We start from the raw sequence: 22,133 nt of genomic DNA on the forward strand, positions 1-22,133 counted from the left end.
GTTCAGCGTAATTGCGGGCGTACAGATTTGCGACGGAAATAGCATCTGTACGAGGATTAAAATTATCTGCAAGAAACTGAATAGGTTCTTTGCTTGGTTGAATTTCTAGCTCTGGAAGCGATCGTATCTGTAGCGAAAGTGTCTGACCATCGTAACGCTTGTCCAGTAAGCCAAGCGCTGCCAGCCGATCGATCATCAGTCCAGCAGCACGATCGCTGCCTCGCTCTTTATTGCTGTAAAACACATCGGCCGCTTCGCGGTGCGTGCAGGCGACTAACCCCTCTGGTGCAGAGAGTTGATCGAGCGATCGCGGTAAGCATCCATCCAGTTCCTCGCGCTGCTTGAGCAACAAATACGCCCATAACCTCACAAAATACTCTGCTCGCTGGCGCGTTAGACCGCCGCGCCCCTGCATCATTCTGATGTAATTGCGCTGTTGTTCAATTGGAAACAGTTCATTTAGGCGTTCTGGAGTCATGGCTAAGCAAAGGAGACCAAATCAACGAAAAACGACCCGTTTGGGTGAAGCAGGTTAGTCAATCAATCGGCGAGAATCCTGAAATCTCACCTTCGCCATGAAGAAACCTGTGATGGTTGCCTTGAGCAAGTAATACTGACCACCAAAATTGATTTGGCGTCAAAGCCGCTAGCAATTTTGATATCTTCCCAAAAATGATGGTTACCAATGAATGCTTCTACAAGGGCGTAGCATTGCTATGCCTCTATGAAGGACGGTTGCATTAATTTAGAAAATTGGTTGACAAGCTAGACCTGAGAAGGAATCGCTTTTTAGTGCGTTTCAGTGCTGAAGTCAGTGCCAAAACAACTGTGTAACATTATTCCGCAGTCAACCTTTTTTCACAATGTTACTTTTCACAATGTAACTATCTAGAGCTTCAGGTTGTTTCAGCTTACTTCAGCTTACTTCAGCACTGTAGACTGAAATTCAGGGTACTCGTTGTATTTTCACAAGCAAGGCAACCACAATAGGCGCAGTGCTTGAGGACTCTGAGTTATGACAGCCCGCTTAATCTCTGTGCCACCCGAATTGCAACTTTCCATCAAATCATGGTTTAGCCAACCGTCTCGCAAGCCCTCATCGCCTTGCTCTAGCCGCAAGCAACTGTCTAGCAACCCTCCTGTATTCTCGATAGAGAATCACTCTCCTAATAAGCAGGAGCGTCCTGCTCCTGATTTGGGCGGACAAAATCGCGTTAGTGCAGACCTGCTTTGGAAAGTTCTTCTCGAATCGATTCAAGAAGGCGTCATTGTTGTCTCCCGAAGCCTTCAACCCATCTACTTGAACCACCAAGCAGAGGAGATTTGCCAACAGTTACAAGGCCCGAGAGAAGGTCTTCCAGCTGCGATCGCTGAGGCTTGCCATCGACTAATCCGAGAGAAGATGACCACTTCAGAACCACTCGTGGTGGAATATCAGGGTGATTCGAGGCAATTTATTCGACTACGAGTGCGCTGGATTTCATTTGATGCTCATCCTGCCGACGAAGCGCCTGCTAACTATATTCTGGTTCTGCTAGAAGACTGTTATATGGCGCTGAGAGAAGAACTTGCGTTGGAGCAGAAGAAGTATGATTTGACCGATCGAGAAGCTGAAATCTGGCTTTTGCTCCGTCAGGAATATACCTATCAGGAAATCTCCGATATGTTGAAAATCAGCCTCAACACGGTCAAGACCCATATCAAAAATGTCTACGCCAAACGTAGAAGCCTGTTACGAGATCGAAACGTGTGGCATTCCAGGTAGATCAACTAGTTACGAGAGGTTACCCTCGCTCTTCTACAGATGATGGCTTCTAATAATTGCCACAACCTCAAAACTCTAGGCTTAACCATTCGACAGTTTTGAGTTTAAAGCCTAGATTCTTTAAAGGGAGTCGTGACTCAACGTAAAGTGAATGGTATCGTCTCGAACCGTAACTTATAGTCCTGCGTATACGCTTGTGCCGACTTACGAGTGTTTTAATCGCTGCACCTACTGCAACTTTCGGGCTGATCCAGGTAAGAGTCCATGGATGAGCTTGACCGAAGCAGAGGCAACGCTGAAAACGCTTCAAGGGCAAGGCGTTGTTGAAATTCTAATCCTCAGTGGTGAAGTTCATCCTAATAGTCCTCAACGAACAGCTTGGTTTCAGCGTATTTTTGAACTGTGTGAGCTTTCCCTATCTCTTGGATTTCTACCTCACACGAACGCTGGAATTTTGAGCGTTGCAGAGATGGAGAAGCTGAAATCTGTGAATGTGTCAATGGGATTGATGCTAGAGCAGGTGACGCCTGCATTGCTAAAGACGGTGCATCGGTACGCTCCAAGTAAAGTGCCTGATGTACGATCGCAGCAGCTTGCTTGGGCAGGAGAACTGCAAATTCCCTTCACAACTGGGTTATTGCTAGGCATTGGTGAAACAGAGCGCGATCGCATAGATACGCTAGAAGCGATCGCACAATTGCACGATCGCTGGGGACATATTCAAGAAGTTATTTTGCAACCTTATAGTCCAGGGCAACATGAGGATTGGGGAAGCTCAGCGTTTCAGCCCGAACAGTTACTAGATGTAATTAAGACTGCGCATGAGATTTTGCCGACGTCTATTTGTTTGCAGATTCCGCCTAATCTGCTTCCAACTCCTGAAATGCTGATTGCTTGTTTAGAAGCAGGAGCAAGAGATCTGGGCGGAATTAGCCCTCATGATGAAGTAAATCCTGACTATCCTCATCCTAAAATCACCGAGTTAGGACAAATTCTTCAACAGGCAGGTTGGAATTTTGTTCCGCGCCTGCCTGTTTATCCTCAATATGATCAGTGGTTATCGCAAGAGTTGAGAGCGGCAACGGCGCGAGCTTTGACTCAGACGCTGGCGGGAGCCGAGACCCCCAAAAACTCCTTGACCTGCTGAAGGTAGGTTTCTGGGTCTTCCAGCATCGGAAAGTGAGCGGTATTAGGCATCACCACATGTCTAACCTTCTCATTCAGAACCGCCGCTCGTCGTCCTAATTCAGCTGGGATGATGACATCATGTTCACCTGAGATTAGCAAGGTTGGCACGGCGAGCTGACTAAATTCTTGAGGCATAACCTCTGCTGCCTTTTTGCTAACGGCTGTCATCATCGTCCCGATCGCGGCAGCTTGATCGGCCATCAAAAAGTCTTCTAAGAACGCTTGACCAATTTCTCGCGCAATCGGGCGGTGCAAGAAACGCTGCATAAAGAGTTTATCCATAAAAGGTAGCCCATAAAGCCAGCGCGGACGGAACTTAACGACATACCCACCAAATTTATGAAAAGCGTCGAATGATTTTTTGTCGTACTCAAAAATTCCGCTACAGGTCAAGATCGCTCTCTCGACTCGTTCAGGGTACAAATTTAGAAAGAAGACGGCGATCGAGGATCCGGTTGAATGGGCATTGAGATAAACTCGCTGAAGTTTTAATGCATCCAGTAAAGCCGCCAAATCTTCAGCGTAAGTTTCTAGCTCATAACCTGGTTCTATAGATTGATCAGGAGATTGAGTAGAAGGATCTGGGGCAGACTGGCGAGAACGACCAAAGCCACGCATGTCATACAGCAGGCAATCAAACTGCGGCGATAGCGCGATCGCGGTACTCTCCCAATAGCGAAGTGAACCACCCCAACCATGAATAAAGACTAAAACAGGTTTACCAGATGGTTCTGATAAACCTGATGCGGTAATCCATTTGTAATAATGGCTGTACCCATTCACTGCAATGTTTGGCATCTTAAACGCTTCGATTTCAAGGTCTAAGATTTAAAGTATCATCTACGCCTCACTGCTCAAAGCTAACTTTATGCAGATTCCGGTTTGGGCAGAGAAGAGGGATGGAGCAGCAGTTCTGCAGTCGAGCGCTTTTCAACCATCTCGCGCGTAATTGCACAGCGCGTTACGTCTTTACGAGATGGCAACTCATACATAATGTCTAACATCAGTTCTTCAATAATGCTGCGGAGGGCGCGCGCTCCAGTTTTGCGGCGGTAGGCTTCTTGTGCGATCGCTCGAATGGCGTCCTGCTTAAACTCAAGCTGCACGTTATCCATCTTCATCAGCTTCTGGAATTGCTTCACTAGCGCATTCTTCGGCTCAGTCAAAATCTCGGCTAATGCGTCTTCATCTAACGGATTAATGACAGCTTGTACCGGAATCCGTCCAATGAATTCAGGAATCATACCGAATTTCACTAGATCATCGGGTTCCATGTGTTGCAGAATATCGGCGATGCGCTTCTCGCGCGATTGGGCATCTCCAGGCTGAATAAATCCCATCGATCGCTTACCCATGCGCTGTTCGACCGCTTTATCTAATCCAACAAAGGCTCCACCACAAATAAATAAAATATTGCTGGTATCAATTTGAATACAGTCTTGATAGGGATGCTTGCGTCCGCCTTGAGGAGGAACGTTCGCAACCGTTCCCTCTAGCATTTTGAGAAGGGCTTGCTGAACTCCCTCCCCAGACACATCACGAGTAATAGAAGGATTCTCACTCTTACGGGCAATTTTATCGATCTCGTCAATATAAATGATGCCGCGTTGGGCTTCTTCAACATCTAAATCGGCAACTTGCAGCAGGCGAAGCAAAATATTTTCAACATCTTCACCAACGTAACCTGCTTCAGTCAACGTTGTAGCGTCTGCAACCGCAAAGGGAACGTCTAAAATTTCAGCAAGCGTCTGAGCCAGAAGCGTTTTACCGCACCCCGTTGGACCAATCAGCAAAATGTTAGATTTCTGAAGTTCAACATGATCATCAGAAGAATTTTTGTCACTACCGTTCGCTTGCAGAAAGCTCAATCGCTTGTAGTGGTTGTACACAGCGACCGAAAGTACTTTCTTTGCTTCATCTTGCCCAATGACATGTTCATCTAAATACTTCTTAATCTCTCGCGGCTTCGGAATCTGATTGAGCGAGATATTAGTCGACTTGGCTCGACGCTTCTCCGGAGCTTGCTCACGTTTAGGAACAGGCTCCGGAGAAGCGCCAGAGTCAAACAACTCCTCATCTAAGATCTCGTTGCACAAATCCACGCATTCGTCACAGATGTAAACACCTGGACCTGCAATGAGCTTGCGGACTTGCTCTTGAGATTTTCCACAAAAGGAACATTTCAGATGGGAGTCGTACTTGGACATATCTGCCTCTTATCTTGCTGCAACAACAGATTCTCCGGGTTGGGGAAGATTCTGTCGAGAAATCACCTGATCGATCAAACCATAGTCTTTGGCTTCTTGAGCGGACATAAAAAAGTCTCGCTCCGTATCCTCTTCAATCCGCTCCAGGGGTTGTCCGGTATGCTGAGCTAACAATTCGTTGAGCTTGCGCTTATGATAGAGGATTTCTTTGGCTTGGATCTCAATGTCCACCGCTTGCCCTTGAGCACCGCCTAGCGGTTGGTGAATCATAATTCGAGAACTAGGCAGAGACATCCGCTTACCCTGAGCGCCGCCAGAGAGCAGAAATGCCCCCATACTAGCAGCTAAGCCAAAACAGATGGTGACGACATCGCAGTTTACCTGCTGCATGGTGTCATAAATTGCCATTCCTGCTGTAACCGAGCCGCCTGGAGAATTGATGTACAGCTGAATATCTTTTTCAGGATCTTCGGACTCTAGAAACAAGAGTTGCGCCACGATTGAGTCTGCGATCGTGTCATCAACTTGGGTTCCCAAAAAGATAATCCGCTCTCGTAAGAGGCGAGAGTAAATGTCGAATGCCCGTTCTCCGCGTCCAGATTGCTCAACTACCATCGGAACGACGGCATTAGGAGCAGCGGAAACGACATCGAAATCACTTAAGCCGTAGACAAAATTGGAGTTGGACTGAGAGTAAACCATAAGCGGAGTCTTTATTCGGACACGATAGACCGGAGTTACTTTGCGCGTTCTGCCCTCATTATGCCTCAACTCATTTGGAGTTGTTGGGATCGGTTAAAAGAGTTTGAGGGGGGTGAAGCTGATGCGACTACCCACCCCTCAAGTTGAGTTTCTATTGAGCGTCTTCAGCTTGGGTATCTTCAACTACGTCAACATCCACGATCGCGTCAGTCGCGTCCAGTTCCTCAGCTTCTACCTCATCCGGTTCATCTTTCTTGAGCGTTCCTTCCGGAACAAGCTCGATGGTGGAGTGCTCTTCAAGCCAAGTCATGATCTTTTCTTTCAACAGATCTTCTGCAACAGCACTGCGCAGCCGTTCGGGATCAACGTCGCGATCGCTCAGTTCTGTCAAAACTTCTCGAACTCGCTCATTCAGTTCGGCATCTTCAACTTTCAAGTCTTCTCGTTTGGCGACTTCACCAAGCGCTAAGGTCCGCTTGATGCGCTCAATTGCGTCAGGGCGCGATCGCTCCTTTAGCATTGGAATCGTATCTTGATTCAGCAATTGTTTGATATCGATCCCCTGCTGCTGTAATTGCATTGCAGTTTGGGTAATCATGTATTCAACTTCGCGCTCAATCAAGGTTTCAGGTAAATCAACTTCAACCTGACCCAGCAGTTCATCCAGCAAGGCTTGCTCCTTGTTGGATTTGGTTTGTTGTTCGGCTTCATCGGCGTAGCGTTTTTCTAACGATTCACGCAGTTCTGCGATCGTTTTGAAATCTCCACCGCTTACATCCTCTGCAAAGTCATCATCTACCTCAGGAAGCTCTTTCTCCTTCAGCTCTTTCAGCGTCATAGCAAAGGTAGCAGGACGACCCGCCAGATCTTCTTGAGGATAATCTTCAGGGAAAGTCACCGAAATTTCTTTTGATTCTCCCGGCTTCATGCCAATGATGCCATCGATAAAGCCTTCAATAAAGCGGCCGTCTTCGAGTTCAAGCTGAAAATCTGTTGCTTCGCCGCCTGGGACGTCCTGCTCCTCAGCATCTTCGCCCGCAGGCAGATAGCGCCCTTTGTAGTCAACCACGGTTGTATCGCCCTTCTGAGCCGGACGATCTTCAACGGGAATCAGCGTCGCCATCTGTTTGCGGTAGCCTTCGATCGTTGTGTCTACTCGTGTAGGATCTGGCTTTACCTCTTCGGCTTGCAAAGTGAAATCTTTGTACTGCTTGAGGTCTACTTCAGGTTGAACGTCTACTGACGCCGAGAACGTTAAAGCACTGTCAGGACTAAATTTTTCGACTAATTCATCAAACTGAGATTTCAGTTGAAAATTCCCGATCGCGTCAATTTTTTCTTGCTTCAAAGCTTCTTTCAGCGCTGCATCCACTAGTTCTTCAACTACAGATGCTTTGATGCGGGTCATGCCAAAGCGCTGGATAATGACTTGACGCGGGACTTTTCCTTTACGGAACCCAGGAATATTCAACGAGCGAGTAAAATCTTGGACGACTCGCTCGTAGGTCTGTTTCGACATCTCTGGCGTAATTTCGATCTCCAGTCCAATTTGACTGGCGGGGAGCTTTTCCTGGGTAACTTTCATCGGCGTATGAGTCGCAAACAGTTTCAAATATTGCAAATGCAGTAAGCTATACTAACCGATCCTAGTGACCGATTGAGTCATTCCTTCGATTCAAAATCTTAAGAATTCAGCAGACCAACGAGTCTGTATTAGAGAACATCAGAAACTTTCTTGTCATATCAACCCAAATGGGGGAATACTGATGATAGGCTTCAGAAAAGTTGGTGATAAGTGAAAAGTTGGTGTAAGTATTGGAACAAACGCTTGAATTTGATCTATGACTCGCGATAGTCTCTGAAAAGTGCGACCAGAACAAACCGCACCCAGATTTCAGAACACTCATATATTATTGGACTCTGAAGCAATTGGAGTCATTAATCAGAACATTAAATTCAACAGTTAATCGATATATTTGGATTGGATTAAATAAAATTTAATGTAATCAATAAACAATTAAGTAATCAAAATTATATTTTCTGTAAATATCAAAACACTATTGGACGCTAGTTTATTTATTCCACGGTTTCTATTCTTAAAATTAAATTTCGCTTAGGTTGGGGAGGACGTGAATTTTGGGTCAATCATATCGAGTTGCCATTTTAGGGGCTACAGGTGCTGTCGGAACTGAGCTGCTGGAGCTCTTAGATAGTCGCAATTTTCCTCTTGCTGACTTAAAGCTATTAGCTTCTCCTCGCTCTGCGGGTAGCACTCTTCCATTTCGCGGGGACATGCTAACCGTTGAAGCGGTTCAGGCGTCTTCCTTTAAGGATGTTGATATTGTGCTGGCGTCGGCAGGCGGATCGATCTCGAAAGCTTGGGCAGATACCGCGATCGCAGCCGGGGCCGTCATGATTGACAACTCCAGCGCCTTTCGGATGGATCCATCTGTGCCGCTTGTTGTGCCAGAAGTCAATCCTGATGCGGCAGCAAACCATCGTGGGCTAATTGCAAACCCAAACTGCACTACGATTTTGATGGCGGTTGCTGTGTATCCGCTCCACCAGGTTCAGCCAATCCAGCGGATTGTTGCTTCGACCTATCAATCGGCAAGCGGCGCAGGCGCACGAGCAATGGAGGAAGTCAAAACCCAGTCGCTCGACATCTTGCAGGGCAAGGAGCCAAGACCCGAAGTCTTTCCTTATCCTTTAGCGTTCAATCTTTTTCCTCACAACTCTCCACTCAATGAGCTTGGATATTGTGAAGAAGAACTGAAAATGGTGAACGAGACCCGAAAGATCTTTGGTACAGAGAATTTAAGAATTACGGCAACGTGTGTACGGGTTCCCGTCTTACGGGCACACTCAGAATCGATTAACCTAGAGTTTGCTCGTCCATTTAGCGTTCAGCAAGCTAGAGAAATTTTGAGTCAGGCTCCGGGCGTTAAGTTGGTCGAAGATTGGCAGAAGAATTATTTTCCAATGCCGATTGATGCAAGCGGCAAGGATGAAGTCTTAGTTGGGCGAATTCGCCAAGATCTCTCCAATCCTAACGGGCTTGAGTTGTGGCTCTGTGGCGACCAGATTCGTAAAGGAGCAGCTCTGAACGCCGTTCAGATTGCTGAACTCTTGATCCGTAAGAATCTACTCAAACCTGCATTAGCTACCAACGGCTAGTCTAACTACGACTTACGCACTACAAAGCATTTATGGATTTTGGACGGGTTCTGACCGCAATGATCACGCCTTTTGAGGCGGATGGCAGCGTAAATTATGCTGTCGCAGAAAAACTAGCTGTTCATCTTGTTGAAACGGGAACAGATACTCTCGTACTCTGCGGAACGACAGGTGAATCTCCAACGCTTTCTTGGGACGAAGAATTTGAGTTGTTTCAGGTCGTGAAGCAAGCTGTGGCTGGGAAAGCGAAAGTCATGGCAGGGGCGGGATCAAACTCAACCAAAGAAGCGATCGCAGCGACTCAAAAAGCCGATACAATAGGCATAGATGGAACGCTTCAGGTTGTGCCTTACTACAACAAGCCGCCCCAGTCAGGGTTGTACCAGCATTTCAGTGCGATCGCACAAGCTGCCCCTAATCTGCCACTTATGCTCTACAACATTCCAGGGCGTACAGGTCAGAATCTTCTGCCAGAGACAGTAGCGCGTCTTGCTGAGATTCCCAACATTACTGCCATTAAAGAAGCCAGCGGTAATTTGGATCAAGTGAGTCAGGTGCGGCAATTGACTCCTCCAGACTTTGAAATTTACTCAGGGGACGATTCACTTACTTTGCCGATGTTGTCAGTCGGTTCAAAAGGCGTTGTTAGTGTTGCTAGTCATCTCGTTGGAAGTCAGCTTCAAAATATGATTCAAGCCTTTGAAGCGGGGCAAAATCAAGTCGCTATTCAACTTCATCTCAAGCTATTTCCTTTATTTAAAGCGCTATTTGTGGCTACTAATCCAATTCTTGTTAAAGCTGCTCTGAATCTACAGGGCTGGAATGTCGGTTCCTTACGTCCACCCCTGTGTGCTGCCGATGAGGATATGTGTGCTCATCTTGCTCAGGTCATGAACGAACTTGATTTGCTCAAGAATGCATCCGTGTAAAAGTTTTGACAAGTAAAAGCTTTAACAATCAAATAGCGATTTCTGTGGCTTAGACTCACCCACTCAGATGCATGTGTGAGTAGCCACGTCTTATTCTCTACAATCAAAGTTTTTTGACTGCTACATATGACTCAAACCCATTCTCTAAATCTCCGTTCAAGGAAACCTATGACAAAAGACAACGAAACGCTCAGAATTATTCCACTTGGTGGACTGCATGAGATTGGAAAGAATACCTGCGTATTTGAGTACGATGACGAAATCGTATTGCTGGATGCTGGGCTTGCATTCCCTACTGATGGGATGCATGGAGTGAACATTGTTCTGCCCGACATGACTTATTTGCGGGAGAATCGCCACAAGATCAAGGGGATGATTATCACCCACGGGCATGAAGATCATATCGGCGGCATTGCATTCCATCTGAAACAGCTAGACATTCCGGTGATGTATGGCCCGAAATTGGCGCTGGCCTTGCTTGAAGGCAAGCTAGAAGAAGCGGGCGTTAGCGATCGCACTGAACTACGAACCGTCAGTCCTCGTGATATTGTTCGATTCGGTAAGCATTTCTTCGTCGAATTTATTCGCAACACCCACTCGATCGCTGATAGTTTCTCAGTCGCGATTCACACCCCAGTCGGTGTTGTCATTCACACGGGCGACTTTAAGTTTGACCATACTCCTGTTGATGGTGAGATGTTCGATATTCAGCGCTTGGCAGAGTACGGCGAGAAAGGCGTTCACTGCCTGATTAGTGATTCGACCAACTCCGAGATTCCTGGCTTTACTCCATCTGAGCGATCGGTCTTTCCAAATCTCGATCGCGTCTTTAGCCAAGCGAAAGGACGATTGTTAGTCACGACGTTTGCATCTTCGGTTCACCGAATCAATATGATTCTGGAACTTGCTGAGAAGCATGGTCGCGTCGTCTCGGTTTTGGGACGCTCAATGCTGAATGTGATTGCTCACGCTCGTACGCTTGGCTATATCAAGTGCAGAGACGACTTGCTTCAACCGTTGCACACCATTCACAAGGTTCCTGATGAGAATGTTTTGATCCTGACGACCGGCTCGCAGGGCGAGCCGATGTCTGCCATGACCCGGATCTCTAGGGGTGACCATCGTCAAGTCAAGATCCGTGAAGGTGATACTGTCGTTTTCTCAGCGAATCCGATTCCTGGCAATACGATCTCAGTGGTCAATACCATTGATCGGCTGATGATGTTGGGCGCAAAAGTAATTTACGGACGTGAACAAGGGATTCACGTTTCGGGACATGGCTGCCAAGAAGATCAAAAACTCATGATCAACTTGACCCGACCGAAGTTTTTCTTGCCAGTGCATGGTGAGCATCGGATGCTGATCAAACACTCCCAAACCGCTCAGAGTATGGGAATTCCCGCTGATAACATGGTGATCATTGATAACGGCGATGTTGTGGAGCTGACCAAAGATTCCATTCGTAAGGGCGAGAAGGTTCCGGCGGGGATTGAATTAGTCGATACGTCTCGTTCGGGTATGGTCGATCAGCGCGTGTTGAAAGAACGCCAGCAGTTAGCAGGAGATGGCATCGTCACGATCGCGGCTTCTGTGAATATAGAAGGTCGTCTGTTTGCTAAGCCTGAAGTTCACTTGCGCGGTGTAGTTTCGTCGATCAATCGAGATCAGTTACGAGCTAAAGTTCAGGAATCGATTGAGATTGTACTACGCGATCGCTGGTCGGAATTTGCCCGCACGCTGGATAAAAAGCTTGAAGTCGATTGGCCAGGGCTGAACGTTCAAATCGAGCGTGAATTGCAGCGCCTCTTGCGCCGAGAGTTACAAAGTAATCCGCTCTTGGTCTTCTTGCTGCAAACCCCTGAACCAACTGCCGTTAAGAGCGCGGCTCGACAGCGTACCCCGGCTAAAGTGGCATCATAAACACGGGATGAGGGATGAAAGTTGAAGTAGGACGGCAATTCCTCTTTCATCCCTTCCCCTCATTTCTCTAAAACCTGCTATACTTTGCAGCGTGAGGGCATGTAGCTCAGTGGATAGAGCATTAGATTCCGGTTCTAAGGGTCGGGGGTTCGAATCCCTCCATGCTCGTTAAAAAAAGTTCTGAAGCATACGTGTTTCAGAACTTTTTAGCGTTAAGGGTCTTATGAGCCGAACCGGAGGGCTTGACCTTGGACGGCTGTGTTGAGAGGGCCGCGATCGTAGGCCACTTGTCCACCAACGATCGTCACCTGTGCCCATCCGGTTAAGTTCCAACCTTCAAATGGACTCCAACCGCACTTTGTGACGACTTCCTCACGGAGTACGGGATGGTAGTGTTCTAAATCAACTAATACCAAATCAGCATCGTAGCCTGGTTCGATTAAGCCCTTGTTAAGGATTTGATACGCTTTGGCAACTGCCGTTGACATCCACTTTGCCACTTGAGCAACGGAGCAGCGTTCTGCTTTAGCTTGGGTCAGCATCAATGCTAGCGATGTCTCAACTCCAGGCATTCCAGATGGAGTACTTGGGTAGGCTTGGGATTTTTCTTCTAAGGTGTGAGGAGTGTGATTGGTGGCGATGGAATCGATCACGCTATTGAGGAGCGCTTGCTAGAGAACCTCGTTGTCATGAGGCGATCGTATGGACGGGTTCATCTGCAACAGCGAACCGAGTTTTTCGTAGTCGTTGATATTGAGCAGGAGGTGTTGGGGTGTAACCTCTGCTGTCATCCAAGCCGGCTTCTCGTGACGCAGCAGATCTGTTTCTTCGGCAGTAGACATGTGCAGAATGTGCAGCCGTCGCCCGTACTTCTTGGAGAGCTTTAGAGCTAACTGGGTGGCATTGAGAGCGGCTTGATTGTCTTGAATTTGAGAATGAATGGCGGGATCAGTGCTTCCAGCAAACTGGGCGCGGCGATCGCGGATGCGATTTTGGTCTTCGGCGTGAACGGCGATCAAGCGATCGCCGTTGGCAAAAAAGGGATCTAATGCTGATTCTTCATTGACTAGTAAGTTGCCGTGCATTGATCCCATAAAGATTTTGATGCCAGGTGTGGGATTTGCACTGGTCAGATCGGGCAAATTCTCTGGCATTGCGCCGATAAAGAAGCCGTAATTTGCTAAACACTTTTGCCAGGCTCGGTTAAGCTTATCGTCCAATGCGGCTTGAGGGGTGGTAAGCGGGTGAGTGTTAAGCATTTCTAAAAATGATGTCACTCCGCCTCACAGACGGGCACAACTTGCCGTAAACAAGTCTTCCTTATGTTCGAGTCCTGGTTCTTGAAGGTGGACTTGCGGATCAATCTACACCCGCAACAAAGTTAAGCCTGTTGCGTCAATAACAGTAGTTTCACTTACTTGACTCTGATAAGCCGTCGCCAACTCGAATGATCTTGCCTGCCTGAACCTCAACATCCCCTAGAATATATTCTTCAGATAGAAGTAAAATCTGTGCGTGTTGAATGAGAAGAGATGACACAGACATAATGAAAATGCGCGATCGAGGGTTATTCAGTTTAGACTACAGAGACGCTACCTGAAACGACTTCTACAAATCGCCGTTACATACTGAATGTTGATAAACTCGCCTGTAGATTAAACTAGATAGGCGTGACGCTTAGCAATCCCTATTTTTCATTGATACCTTATGGCTCGTGTAGAAAACCCAGCACCGAATAGCAAGTCCTCATCGACCAAAAATGAGAATCCTTGGATAGAAGGGCTTAAAACCATTGGACTGAGTGCAGTGTTAGCGATCGGCATTCGTCAATTTGTGGCGGAGGCTCGCTATATTCCTTCTGGTTCGATGCTGCCGACGTTGCAAATCAACGATCGGTTGATTGTTGATAAGCTTGGCTACCGCTTTAGTAATCCTCAGCGTGGCGATGTGGTTGTGTTTTCGCCGACCGCCACGTTAGAAAAACAAAATTTCCACGATGCGTTTATCAAACGGGTGATTGGGCTGCCGGGTGACAAGGTTGAGGTCAAGGGCGGGCGCGTTTATGTGAACAATCAGCCGTTGCGGGAAGACTACATCGGCAAGGACGAAGCTCCGCAGTATCAGTGGAGTCCTGCTGTGGTTCCAGAGAATTCTTACTTGGTGTTGGGAGACAACCGGAACAATAGCTACGACAGCCATTACTGGGGATTTGTCCCGCGTGAGAAAATTATTGGTCGGGCCGTCGTGCGGTTTTGGCCCCCCGATCGAATTGGGGAAATTGTGCCAAAACCTAAATATTAAACGTTCTACCCCATCTACGATTCTCCTTAAAAAGCTCGGAAGGATCGCTCCCTTAACGCACTTTACAACAAACAGCTCAGACCCAGACTTGTAAAACTTTTCCAGTGAGAGGTTTGTTGAGCCAGAAGGTATTGTTTGAGCGAGACAGGAGCGACTGAGGAGTGGCGTTCCAGGTTTGATTGGGATCAAATAAGACGAATTCAGAAGGAGCCTTAGACGAGGCTCCTTTTGCGTTGGGCATTGCCTCTATTGCTATTGGATTTTGCCCCAGGCATTCGGCAGGGCGAGAACTGAGCGCACGCCACAACTCCAAAGCAGACCATTGCTCAGTCGCAACAAAGGCTTGCCAGAGTAAGGGCAGTGCGAGTTCTAAGCCAAGTGCACCGGGGGGTGCTTCACCGAAGGAGACGGTTTTCTCTTCGTAGGTGTAAGGCGTGTGATCAACCGCGATCGCATCAATCACGCCCTCTTTAACGGCTTGCGCGATCGCGGCTCGATCCTCTGGGTTGCCGAGGGGTGGATCAAGGCGGAGGTTGGGATCGTAACTCGCAAGAGCTTTTGTGTCTAACAGCAAGTGCAGCCAGGTTGTGCTGGCTGTGATGGGAACGCCGCGAGATTTGGCAAGGCGAATCAGTTCGACGCTGCGGGCGGTGGAAATTCGCATCAGGTGAACGGGCGTTCCGATTTCTGCGACACATTCCAAAATGGCTGCAAGGGAAGCGGTTTCGGCCATGACAGGAATGCCCGATAAGCCAAAGCGCATGGAGTTGACGCCCTCGCGGATGATTCCTGTCCCTGCAAGTCCGGGATCAGAGGCCCACAGCGCGATCGCGGTGTTAAGGGGCTGAGCGTATTCTAAAAGCCGTCGAAGCAGCGTTAGATTCGTGATGGGTTTGCCGTCGGTAAAGCCTGTGATGTCGGCTTGGGCAAGTTCGAGCAGTTCGGTCATGTGCTGCCCTTCAGTATTGGTCGTCAGGGCTGCCCAACAACTGAGATGGGGGAGCGGACGTTGAGGAATGGACTGAGTTTTACGGGTAATCCAGGCAACAGTTGTTGGATTGTCGATCGCAGGATGGGTATTCGGGAGAATGTTCAGACGAGTGAAGCCACCCGCGATCGCAGCCTGCATCAGCGAATCCAATGTCTCGCGATCTTCAAATCCTGGCTCTCCGCTATGGCTATAGAGATCGACTAATCCCGGCGCTAAGATTAGCCCATCACAGGGTTGCACCTGAGCATCTGCGGGAATGTCAGAGAGATGGGACTCGATCGCTTGAATCACTCCATCCTGGATTAAAACATCGACAATTTGATCCGTGTTAGCGACCGGATCGAGGAGTCGGACTTGTTGAAGAAGAGACACCATAACCCTAATGATTAAAGCGCTCCGGCAGCAGTTTTGTCTAAGACGCCACCTAGATGCGTGGTAATATTCATCGCCATCAGCATTGGTGTGCTGTCTGCACCGTTGGGATAGTCGATGACGCTAACGGCTCCGTTGCCTTGCTTGAAGTTCCAGAAGGATTCGGCTCCCAGTCCGGCAATGTAGCAGAGAATGGCTTTGTTGATCGCATCGTGAGCAACCACTAAAACAGTGCAGTTTTGACCGGAGTAGGATTGGACAATCGCGTTCCAACCCGCGATCGCGCGTTCCCAAACCTGCTCTAGGTTCTCACCTTCTGGCATTTGTACGGTCTCAGGATGAAGCTGCCACTGATGCAGTAAGCCTGGATAACTCTGTTCAATTTCGGCTTCAAACTTGCCTTCCCACAGTCCGTGGCTGATCTCGCGGAGGTCGTCGCGGGTATCAAGCTGCACGTCGGGATGGTGTTTGAGAATGATCTCAGCCGTTTCTTTTGGACGTAGCATCGAGCTAGTCACGGCGAAGTCAATCTGAACTGATTTGAGGAATTCGCCTGCTTGAGCAGCTTGGCGGCGTCCGTTGTCGTTCAGCGGCACATCAATTTGCCCCTGAAATTGTCCGTTGCGGTTCCACTCGGTTTCACCGTGACGGACTAAGAGGAGCCTAGGACCTTGATGCTTGGGTCTGAGGTTGGGAAGGGGTTCACCTAGATGAGAAGTGATATTGAGAGATTCAATCTGGACAGATTGCCCTAACTCGCCGGAAAAGTTTAGGATGCTGATGCCACAGTTGGAGATTTGAAAGCGCTGATAGGACTCGGGTGGGAGCGCGATCGCGCTGTAAATCAACGCCCGGTTAATGCCGCTATGCGCTACGACTAGCACGGTCTGTCCTGCATGGTTTGCCAGAAGCGTTTGCCAAAATCGGCGGGCTTGCTCAAATAGTGCCGGAATTGGAAAGAAGTCACTGCCATCCGGTAGAGTCATCTTCAGCTTGTGGGGCTGGTCTTTCCAATCGCGAAACTCATCTGGATATTTTGATTCGACTTCTGTAAAAGGCAATCCTTCCCACAAGGGTAAGCTGATTTCTTTGAGGTCGTCTGTGGTTTGCAGGGCAGGCGGATTGGGTAAGCCGGACACGATAATGTCTGCGGTTCGTTTTGCCCGTTGCAGCGGACTGCTATAGATGGCATCAAACGTTAAGTCTTGCAGGGCAGTGGCAACCTGAGCCGCCATTGCTTCGCCTTTGTCTGTCAGTGTTGACAAGTCACAATGCCCCTGAACTCTCCGTTCTGCGTTGTAGCTGCTCTCTCCGTGGCGCACCAGAATAACGCGAGTAGTCAAACGGGTTCCTCCCTTTTACTGAAGTGGGGCACAAGTCAGGATAATCTTACCGTAATTTGTAGTTCACAATTTGTGATTTGGGTAGAGGCGGCTTGGGTTATTAGAGGGGATGCCCTCACCTCCAGTCCCTCTCCCGCAGGAGAGGAGAGCCAACTCTTGTTCCCTCTCCTACGAGGAGAGGGCTAGGGTGAGGGCGGGATAAATTCAAGTTTCGTCAGTCCATCAGCATTTCATTGTTCCTAATCACCTAGGTTGCAGTTCTAACCAAAGGGTTTTTATCGGTAGCGAAACAGTACGTGTTGATTATGAAAAAGTTTGCGTTGGTTACCACAGGGTTTGCATTGGTTACCACAGGGTTTGTATTAGTAACGAAACGGGTTGCAGTCGTGATTACAAGACTTTTGCTGTCCACCTAATCCGTTTGCTTCTCTCCCACAAAAACGCCATGTAACCGAATTAGAAATTCATCTTTTGACTGGGGAATACTGCAAGCAGAGCAACGATTTTCTCAATCTACCAAGAGCTAAGCAGTATGGGATTTCTAATTTTTCTGGTCGGAGCCATTCTTCTGATTGGCTACATTGCCGTCGATGCTTACAATCGGCTCGTCACGCTTCGCAACCGCTACAAAAATGCGTACGCTCAAATCGATGTTCAGCTTCAGCGTCGCTATGACCTCATTCCTAACTTGGTTGAAACGGCGAAGGGCTACATGAAGTATGAGCAAGAAACCTTACAAGCCGTGATTGCGGCGCGAAACTCTGCCATTACTGCCAATTCTCGTGCGGCCCAAAGCCCTGGCGATCCGCAGGCGATGCAACAGTTAGGCAACGCCGAAGCCGCTCTGACCGACACGCTAGGACGCTTTCTTGCCATCTCTGAAGCGTACCCCGATCTCAAAGCCGATCAGACCATGACCCGGGTGATGGAAGAACTCTCATCAACCGAGAACAAAGTCGCCTTTGCCCGTCAAGGCTTCAACGATGGCGTCATGGTGTACAACACAAAGCGCGAAGTGTTCCCTAGCAATATTGTCGCAGGCATGTTTAATTTTGCCGCCGCAGAACTGCTCCAAGAAGTTGCCCCCGAAGTCAAAGTTGCTCCTCGCGTCTCCTTTGGGTAAGCCATGAATTTCTTCGAGCATCAAGACCAAGCGCGGCGCAATACTCAGCGATTGGTCGGGCTATTTATTCTGTCGCTCCTCACTATTATTGCGGGCATTTACGTTACCGCGATCGCAACGTTCGGGCAGGGAGGCTGCGTTCAATCCATCCGCTCGGCCCTGCCTCAACCAAGTCCTACTTACGTTGAGATGAAGTTAAGCGGAGCGAAAGGAGTGTCCAAACTCTTTGGCAATGGCTCTCGCTCCAGAGGATCAGGAATTTCTGGTTTCTCTAGCGATCGTCCTGGCACGGGTACTTCATCATGGAGCGTGACACCGGGCTATCGAGCGTCGAATTGCGTCTCTAAAAAAAGCTTTATCTGGTGGAATCCTCAACTGCTCTTTTGGACTTCAACGCTGACGCTACTGGTGATCGGCGGTGCGAGTTGGTACAAAGTGTCAACCTTGCAATCGGGAGGAGCCGCGATCGCGCAAGACTTGGGCGGGCGACTGCTCGTGCTAGAAATGGCAGACCCGCAAGAACAGCAGCTATTGAACGTCGTAGCAGAAATGGCGATCGCATCCGGAGTCTCCGTTCCAGCGGTCTATCTCCTAGATAATGAGCCAGAAATCAATGCGTTTGCGGCGGGCTACACTATCAACGATGCGGTGATCGGCGTGACACGGGGGAGTTTAGAGCAGTTAACCCGTGATGAGCTTCAAGGCGTGATTGGTCATGAATTCAGTCACATTCTGAACGGTGACATGCGGCTCAACATTCAACTTATCAGCGTGATCCACGGATTGCTATTTGTTTATTTAGCGGGTCGAGTGATTTGGGAAGCCCGCGATCATGGTAAGTTCTCCCAATTTGGCTTTGCCTTAATCGTGATTGGCAGTATTGGCGTCTTCTTTGGTCGGTTGATTAAAAGTGCCATTTCTCGCCAGCGCGAATTTCTGGCGGATGCCTCTGCCGTGCAGTTCACCCGCAACCCGGATGGCATTGCTGGAGCGCTAGAAAAAATTGGCGGTATCGGCTCACAAGTCCGTTCACCCAAAGCCGAAGCTGCTAGCCACATGTTTTTTGGCAATGCTTTGAAGGTTTCCTGGCTAGAAGATCTTCATGCCACACATCCACCACTGCCCAAACGAATCCAGCGGATTCGAGGATCAAGCGTCCAATTTGAGGGCGCTCCATCTCAATCCTTCGGCGGTGAATCAGGCGTAATGGGATTTGCGGCAGGAACTTCAACCCGTGTCCCCGCACAAGTTGTGGCACAAGTCGGAACCGTTACTCCGGCTCACTACGCCCATGCTCAGGGCTTACTCGCTCAACTCCCAGACGCTCTCCGGGCAGGCGTTCGAGAACGGCAAAGCGCGATCGCCATCCTCTACGCACTGATGCTCGATCCGCAAAATCAATCCGGTCGCGCTCAACAACTCGAATTTCTCCGCCAAGTTGAGTTTGCCGACGTGGTTGAAAAAACTGTGCAGTTCAGCACTCACCTTGACCAGAGTGATCCGCGTGTTCGGTTGCCTCTCGTCGATCTAACCGTTCCCGTCTTACGTCAAGGCACTGCCGAGGAAAATCAGAAACTATTCAAATGTCTCCACGGTATTGCAAAAGCAGATGGAAGCTGGTCGCTCTCTGAGTTTGTGGTGTATTTGGTATTGAGTCATCGGCTGAATCCACCGAGTGATCAAGCGGTGGAATATAGTGCGATCTCGTCCGTTTGGTCAGACTGTCTCAATCTTCTATCTGCCTTAGCACGAGTAGGAGAAACCCGCGCCGATGCAATCCGATATGCCTTCCGTTCCAGTGTATTTCGATTACCAGAAGCCACAGCTCAAGGGATTCCTGAAACGCCTCCTGCCTGCCATTTGGGCAATTTGAAAACCAGTTTAGAGCGGTTGCGAAACGCCTCTCCGAAGATCAAACAAGCGATCGTTGATGCTTGCGCCCATACTGTCCTGCTCGACAACACCGTCACCGTTCAAGAAGCCGATTTACTGAGAGCGATCGTCATTACCCTCGACTGCCCAATTCCTCCGTTTCTAAACGCCACCTCTACTCGCTCTAAAAAAACCTCAAAATCCATTTGAATACGAAGCTCTAACTTGCGATCGCGGATTTAGCGAACTAGTTCTGCCTGGATCAATTTTGAGTGACTCAATCTCGAAGTGACCTGCGATTAGGCATGACCTTTTCCAACACTCACTGCCAAATTGAGTTGTACTTGAGTAGCTGCTGTTGTCCTTCACTCCTCATTCCTTCCGTCATCCCGTGTTAACGTAAATTCTCAGAGACCCCTATGCACGAGTAGATCCATGACAGCTAAGCGAATCTTTCTAGGGCTTTTGACCCTAGTTGCGGCAGCTTCCGTAGTCCTCAGTTTGGTTGAAAGCTGGAATCAGCCGCAATTTCAAAGCCGCTTAGAACTTTACGAAACGGATCTTTTGTTGCAAGCCTCCCAATGGAAGGGTGCAGAGCAACTCAATGCTCAAGAGAAACCTGTTGAAACGGCGCTGAATGCCTATCAGAAAACCCGCAAATCGACCGAGAAAGCGATCGCCACCGTTCAAGCTCGCCTCGACGATACCAGCAATCCATCTCTAACGGCTCAGTTGAGACAACAGCAAGGATTGCTCAACGAATTAGATGTTCGGATTGGCGTGTTGCAAGCTGAGCAAAACCAAGTCGATGCTGCCCTCAAAACATGGTCAGGACTTAAAACACCATCTACTGCTCCAGTAATCTCCGAAACACCCACCATTCGCAAAACCTTGAATGAGCGTCCGGTGTCTACCTCCATTCAAAGCACTGCTTCAGTGTTGAGTGAGTTGTGGAGCCAACCTTCTAAGATTTCGCCCAAGGCAGAACCCATTCTCAAACAAAATCTCAACGGCTGGTTTCGCTATCAAGGACTCGCCAAACTCTATGGGCTTCAGCAACGCTCTGATGACCTAGCTCAGTTGCAAACTCTCGAACAGCAAGCGGCGCAGCAAGCCTTTCTCAGGTGGGCGGGTGCAAATGCCATTCCAGCGATCGCGGTCTTAGTCGGCATTGGCGTGCTGCTCTTTTTGATTGGACAACGCGCCATCAAAGGCAAACAAGCCTTGCTCTCAGGAACCGATGCCGTGACTTGGAACGTGCCGTGGGATGGCGAAATTGTTTGGCAAGTTTTGATTGTTGGATTCTTCTTTGTTGAGCAAGTTCTGATCGGCGCACTGATCCTGCCGCTTGGCTTGAGCGCTATTCAAGCTGTCTTTCATGTTTCACCTGCGGCTTTCTCAATTCGTGAAAAAGCGCTCTTGTCGCTGACCACCTACATATTATTGGCAACCGGTGGCTTAGGAGTGCTGTATTGGTCAGTCAAACGATTCTTGCCGTTACCGGAAGGCTGGTTTCGCTTCAGTTTGCGGGGCAACTGGTTTTGGTGGGGATTGGGTGGATACGCTGCCGCATATCCATTAGTCTTAGCGGTATCGTGGTTCAATAACCTGATTTGGCAAGGACGGGGCGGCAGCAACCCGATTCTGTCGGTAGCGCTCGAAGGACGAGATCCGTTTGCGTTTTTGATCTTTTTGATCACGGCTGCGATCGCGGCTCCCTTGTTTGAGGAAACCTTCTTTCGCGGCTTTTTGCTCTCGTCGCTCACAAAATATTTCTCAACTTGGCAATCGATTCTCCTCAGTAGTTTAATCTTTGCCGTTGTTCACCTCAGTCTCTCGGAAGTCTTGCCCTTGATGACGTTGGGCATCATTCTGGGATTTGTCTACACCCGGACTCAAAATTTGATGGCATCGATTTTGTTACATGCGCTGTGGAATAGCGGCACACTAGTGGCGCTGTATTTACTTGGCGGAAGTGGCGCTTAACTAATGCTGAAATTTCAAAAGCCAACGTTGTTTTTCTGGTGTGTCGTTTTAGGAATGGGTGGGTTTAACGTACTGTCCGAATTAAATGTAAATGTCATTCTGAGAACAGAACTGATTCTTGTCATAGCTGGGGCGGGTTTAATCTCTACCTTTTTTGAGTTTCGACGCCGATCGAGACTGTCAGATTAAACGCTACGGTTAGAAAAGTTAGCGATCGCGCGTCAATATGGCAAAACATCATCTACGCTCAAGATAGA

General features: G+C 48.6%; 17 protein-coding genes, 1 tRNA gene and 1 pseudogene. 10 read left to right on the top strand and 9 right to left on the bottom strand.

Features of this window, described 5'->3' with window-relative positions; all coding sequences use genetic code 11:
* Positions 1–478: pseudogene (locus tag AC5I6P_RS07780) on the bottom strand (hypothetical protein); the annotation flags it as partial.
* Between the two features lie 537 nt (positions 479–1,015).
* Between AC5I6P_RS07780 and AC5I6P_RS07785 the strand changes: the two are divergent.
* Together AC5I6P_RS07785 and cofG are read left to right on the top strand one after the other, a co-directional pair.
* Positions 1,016–1,765 (top strand): helix-turn-helix transcriptional regulator, encoded by a 750-nt coding sequence (locus tag AC5I6P_RS07785; RefSeq protein ID WP_495693184.1) that lies wholly within the window; start codon positions 1,016–1,018, stop codon positions 1,763–1,765.
* Positions 1,766–1,916: 151 nt separating this feature from the next.
* A complete protein-coding gene (cofG, locus tag AC5I6P_RS07790) occupies positions 1,917–2,912 on the top strand; it encodes a 7,8-didemethyl-8-hydroxy-5-deazariboflavin synthase subunit CofG (protein ID WP_495693185.1) in 996 nt (331 codons plus the stop codon).
* Here cofG and AC5I6P_RS07795 read toward each other — a convergent pair.
* From AC5I6P_RS07795 to tig, 4 genes are all read right to left on the bottom strand, one after another.
* Positions 2,864–3,751, bottom strand: coding sequence for an alpha/beta fold hydrolase (locus tag AC5I6P_RS07795; RefSeq protein WP_495693186.1), 888 nt, complete (start codon positions 3,749–3,751; stop codon positions 2,864–2,866). The two genes, cofG and AC5I6P_RS07795, sit on opposite strands and share 49 nt — an antisense overlap.
* Positions 3,752–3,819: 68 nt before the next feature.
* Positions 3,820–5,160 carry an ATP-dependent protease ATP-binding subunit ClpX gene (gene clpX / locus AC5I6P_RS07800; RefSeq protein ID WP_495693187.1) on the bottom strand — a complete coding sequence of 447 codons (1,341 nt, stop codon included), beginning with the start codon at positions 5,158–5,160 and terminating at the stop codon, positions 3,820–3,822.
* 9 nt (positions 5,161–5,169) lie between these two features.
* Positions 5,170–5,862 (bottom strand): ATP-dependent Clp endopeptidase proteolytic subunit ClpP, encoded by a 693-nt coding sequence (clpP, locus tag AC5I6P_RS07805; protein ID WP_495693188.1) that lies wholly within the window; start codon positions 5,860–5,862, stop codon positions 5,170–5,172.
* Between the two features lie 151 nt (positions 5,863–6,013).
* Positions 6,014–7,447 carry a trigger factor gene (gene tig, locus AC5I6P_RS07810; protein WP_495693189.1) on the bottom strand — a complete coding sequence of 478 codons (1,434 nt, stop codon included), beginning with the start codon at positions 7,445–7,447 and terminating at the stop codon, positions 6,014–6,016.
* Between the two features lie 551 nt (positions 7,448–7,998).
* Between tig and AC5I6P_RS07815 the strand changes: the two genes are divergently transcribed.
* From AC5I6P_RS07815 to AC5I6P_RS07830, 4 genes are all read left to right on the top strand, one after another.
* Complete coding sequence (locus tag AC5I6P_RS07815) at positions 7,999–9,039, top strand: aspartate-semialdehyde dehydrogenase (protein WP_495693190.1); 1,041 nt, start codon at positions 7,999–8,001, stop codon at positions 9,037–9,039.
* Positions 9,040–9,071: 32 nt separating this feature from the next.
* Positions 9,072–9,968, top strand: a complete 897-nt coding sequence (gene dapA, locus AC5I6P_RS07820; RefSeq protein ID WP_495693191.1) for a 4-hydroxy-tetrahydrodipicolinate synthase — start codon at positions 9,072–9,074, stop codon at positions 9,966–9,968.
* A gap of 168 nt (positions 9,969–10,136) precedes the next feature.
* Positions 10,137–11,888 carry a ribonuclease J gene (locus AC5I6P_RS07825; RefSeq protein WP_495693192.1) on the top strand — a complete coding sequence of 584 codons (1,752 nt, stop codon included), beginning with the start codon at positions 10,137–10,139 and terminating at the stop codon, positions 11,886–11,888.
* 95 nt (positions 11,889–11,983) lie between these two features.
* A tRNA-Arg gene (locus AC5I6P_RS07830) sits at positions 11,984–12,056 on the top strand.
* A 53-nt stretch (positions 12,057–12,109) separates the two neighbouring features.
* Here the strand turns inward: AC5I6P_RS07830 and AC5I6P_RS07835 are convergent.
* The gene (locus AC5I6P_RS07835) at positions 12,110–12,541 is read right to left on the bottom strand and encodes an amidohydrolase family protein (RefSeq protein ID WP_495693193.1); all 432 of its coding nucleotides are present in this window, start codon (positions 12,539–12,541) and stop codon (positions 12,110–12,112) included.
* A gap of 18 nt (positions 12,542–12,559) precedes the next feature.
* Positions 12,560–13,147, bottom strand: a complete 588-nt coding sequence (locus AC5I6P_RS07840; protein WP_495693194.1) for an amidohydrolase family protein — start codon at positions 13,145–13,147, stop codon at positions 12,560–12,562.
* A gap of 448 nt (positions 13,148–13,595) precedes the next feature.
* Between AC5I6P_RS07840 and lepB the strand changes: the two genes are divergently transcribed.
* On the top strand, positions 13,596–14,189 hold the full coding sequence (lepB, locus tag AC5I6P_RS07845; RefSeq protein WP_495693195.1) for a signal peptidase I: 594 nt from the start codon (positions 13,596–13,598) through the stop codon (positions 14,187–14,189).
* Between the two features lie 76 nt (positions 14,190–14,265).
* Here the strand turns inward: lepB and AC5I6P_RS07850 are convergent, their stop codons facing one another.
* Both AC5I6P_RS07850 and AC5I6P_RS07855 read right to left on the bottom strand, forming a co-directional pair.
* Entirely contained in the window at positions 14,266–15,555 is a 1,290-nt protein-coding gene (locus AC5I6P_RS07850) for a dihydroorotase (protein WP_495693196.1), read from the bottom strand.
* An 11-nt stretch (positions 15,556–15,566) separates the two neighbouring features.
* Complete coding sequence (locus AC5I6P_RS07855) at positions 15,567–16,895, bottom strand: histidine phosphatase family protein (RefSeq protein ID WP_495693197.1); 1,329 nt, start codon at positions 16,893–16,895, stop codon at positions 15,567–15,569.
* A gap of 532 nt (positions 16,896–17,427) precedes the next feature.
* Here AC5I6P_RS07855 and AC5I6P_RS07860 point away from each other — a divergent pair.
* The 3 genes from AC5I6P_RS07860 (at position 17,428) to AC5I6P_RS07870 (ending at position 21,876) form a co-directional block, all read left to right on the top strand.
* On the top strand, positions 17,428–18,018 hold the full coding sequence (locus tag AC5I6P_RS07860) for a LemA family protein (protein ID WP_495693198.1): 591 nt from the start codon (positions 17,428–17,430) through the stop codon (positions 18,016–18,018).
* A gap of 3 nt (positions 18,019–18,021) precedes the next feature.
* Complete coding sequence (locus AC5I6P_RS07865; protein ID WP_495693199.1) at positions 18,022–20,100, top strand: M48 family metallopeptidase; 2,079 nt, start codon at positions 18,022–18,024, stop codon at positions 20,098–20,100.
* Between the two features lie 225 nt (positions 20,101–20,325).
* Entirely contained in the window at positions 20,326–21,876 is a 1,551-nt protein-coding gene (locus AC5I6P_RS07870) for a CPBP family intramembrane glutamic endopeptidase (protein WP_495693200.1), read from the top strand.
* Positions 21,877–22,133: the final 257 nt, after the last annotated feature.

The sequence above is a fragment of the Myxacorys sp. genome, from assembly GCF_059501405.1.

Excerpts from the sequence above, each read along its gene's own strand:
- dapA (WP_495693191.1), top strand. The coding sequence starts at position 9,072 with ATGGATTTTGGACGGGTTCTGACCGCAATGATCACGCCTTTTGAGGCG.
- clpX (WP_495693187.1), bottom strand. The coding sequence starts at position 5,160 with ATGTCCAAGTACGACTCCCATCTGAAATGTTCCTTTTGTGGAAAATCT.
- cofG (WP_495693185.1), top strand. The coding sequence starts at position 1,917 with ATGGTATCGTCTCGAACCGTAACTTATAGTCCTGCGTATACGCTTGTG.
- AC5I6P_RS07840 (WP_495693194.1), bottom strand. The coding sequence starts at position 13,147 with ATGCTTAACACTCACCCGCTTACCACCCCTCAAGCCGCATTGGACGAT.
- AC5I6P_RS07860 (WP_495693198.1), top strand. The coding sequence starts at position 17,428 with ATGGGATTTCTAATTTTTCTGGTCGGAGCCATTCTTCTGATTGGCTAC.
- AC5I6P_RS07795 (WP_495693186.1), bottom strand. The coding sequence starts at position 3,751 with ATGCCAAACATTGCAGTGAATGGGTACAGCCATTATTACAAATGGATT.
- tig (WP_495693189.1), bottom strand. The coding sequence starts at position 7,447 with ATGAAAGTTACCCAGGAAAAGCTCCCCGCCAGTCAAATTGGACTGGAG.
- clpP (WP_495693188.1), bottom strand. The coding sequence starts at position 5,862 with ATGGTTTACTCTCAGTCCAACTCCAATTTTGTCTACGGCTTAAGTGAT.
- AC5I6P_RS07850 (WP_495693196.1), bottom strand. The coding sequence starts at position 15,555 with ATGGTGTCTCTTCTTCAACAAGTCCGACTCCTCGATCCGGTCGCTAAC.
- AC5I6P_RS07785 (WP_495693184.1), top strand. The coding sequence starts at position 1,016 with ATGACAGCCCGCTTAATCTCTGTGCCACCCGAATTGCAACTTTCCATC.
- AC5I6P_RS07825 (WP_495693192.1), top strand. The coding sequence starts at position 10,137 with ATGACAAAAGACAACGAAACGCTCAGAATTATTCCACTTGGTGGACTG.
- AC5I6P_RS07870 (WP_495693200.1), top strand. The coding sequence starts at position 20,326 with ATGACAGCTAAGCGAATCTTTCTAGGGCTTTTGACCCTAGTTGCGGCA.
- AC5I6P_RS07865 (WP_495693199.1), top strand. The coding sequence starts at position 18,022 with ATGAATTTCTTCGAGCATCAAGACCAAGCGCGGCGCAATACTCAGCGA.
- lepB (WP_495693195.1), top strand. The coding sequence starts at position 13,596 with ATGGCTCGTGTAGAAAACCCAGCACCGAATAGCAAGTCCTCATCGACC.